The organism is Marinobacter sp. G11 (assembly GCF_021282325.1).
Lineage (GTDB): Bacteria > Pseudomonadota > Gammaproteobacteria > Pseudomonadales > Oleiphilaceae > Marinobacter > Marinobacter vinifirmus.
In genome coordinates this window covers 1-1,197 of record NZ_JAJSPB010000102.1, presented here as the reverse complement: position 1 = coordinate 1,197, position 1,197 = coordinate 1, and the positions used below count along the sequence as shown (strand labels likewise).

Annotated in this window: 1 pseudogene; it reads left to right on the top strand. The window is 57.5% G+C overall.

The window, feature by feature from the left end:
- Positions 1-126: 126 nt before the first annotated feature.
- Positions 127-999, top strand: a pseudogene (gene tnpC, locus LWH94_RS19195) (IS66 family transposase); the annotation flags it as partial.
- Between the last annotated feature and the right edge of the window lie 198 nt (positions 1,000-1,197).

Sequence of the window (1,197 nt, the reverse complement as noted above, 5' to 3'; positions counted from 1 at the left end):
CCGGCGACGGCGCTGCACTCCGGTTATGACTTCGATTCTCTCCACCTTGGACACTCCTTTGCACTAGGTCTATGCCTAGGCCTTTGCTTCTACCAAGGTGTCCGGTTTAAATGGGGGCTACTACAGGGTGCCTGCGGTGTGCAGTTGCAGCCGCTGGTGGATGCGTTGAGAAATACTCTGCTGGAACACAGTGTTCTGCATGCCGATGAAACGCCGGTCAGCATGCTGGCTCCGGGCAAGAAGAAAACCCACAAGGCCTACGTCTGGGCCTACTGCACTACACCGTTCTCGGATCTGAAGGCTACCGTTTACGACTTCGCGCCCAGCCGGGCGGGTGAACATGCTCGCACCTTCCTGGGTGACTGGCAGGGCAAGCTGGTCTGTGACGACTACGCCGGCTACAAGGCCGGGTTCGGTAACGGCATCACCGAAATCGGCTGCATGGCCCACGCCCGACGCAAGTTCTACGACCTGCACGAGGCCAACAAGAGCGAGCTGGCTGCGAAGGCCCTGGAATACATCGGCAGCCTCTACGAGATCGAGCGGGAAACCAAGGATCTGCCACCGGATAAACGGCAGGAAATCCGACAAACCAAAGCCAAACCGCTTGCTGATGCACTGCATCAGTGGATGCTGGCGCATCGCCAGAAAGTGCCGGATGGCTCCGGAACGGCCAAGGCGTTGGATTACAGCCTCAAACGTTGGGCAGCGCTGACGCGCTACCTCGACGATGGTGCTGTGCCCATCGACAATAACTGGGTGGAAAACCAGATCCGACCCTGGGCGCTGGGCCGCAGCAATTGGTTGTTCGCGGGTTCACTGCGCAGTGGTCAACGAGCGGCTGCGGTCATGACTCTCATCCAGTCCGCCAAGCTGAACGGCCATGATCCCTACGCCTACTTGAAGGATGTACTGACCCGCCTGCCGACACAGAAGAACAACGCCATCGACGAGTTATTGCCCCACAACTGGAAGCCGGCTATACCTGACAAGGTGTGATGGCCGGACGCTTACCTTGCTTCAACCAAATAGCTTTCTCACCCAAACAGACCGGAACGAATCCTGGCGACGTGAAGTGGACCCCGAAATTTGGACAGGTGCCTAAGCTCTGATTCATCATCTCCACAAGGAGGAGAATCATGAGCAAGAAACGCAAGCAATACAGCCCATCGTTCAAGTCCAAAGTTGCCCTAGCCG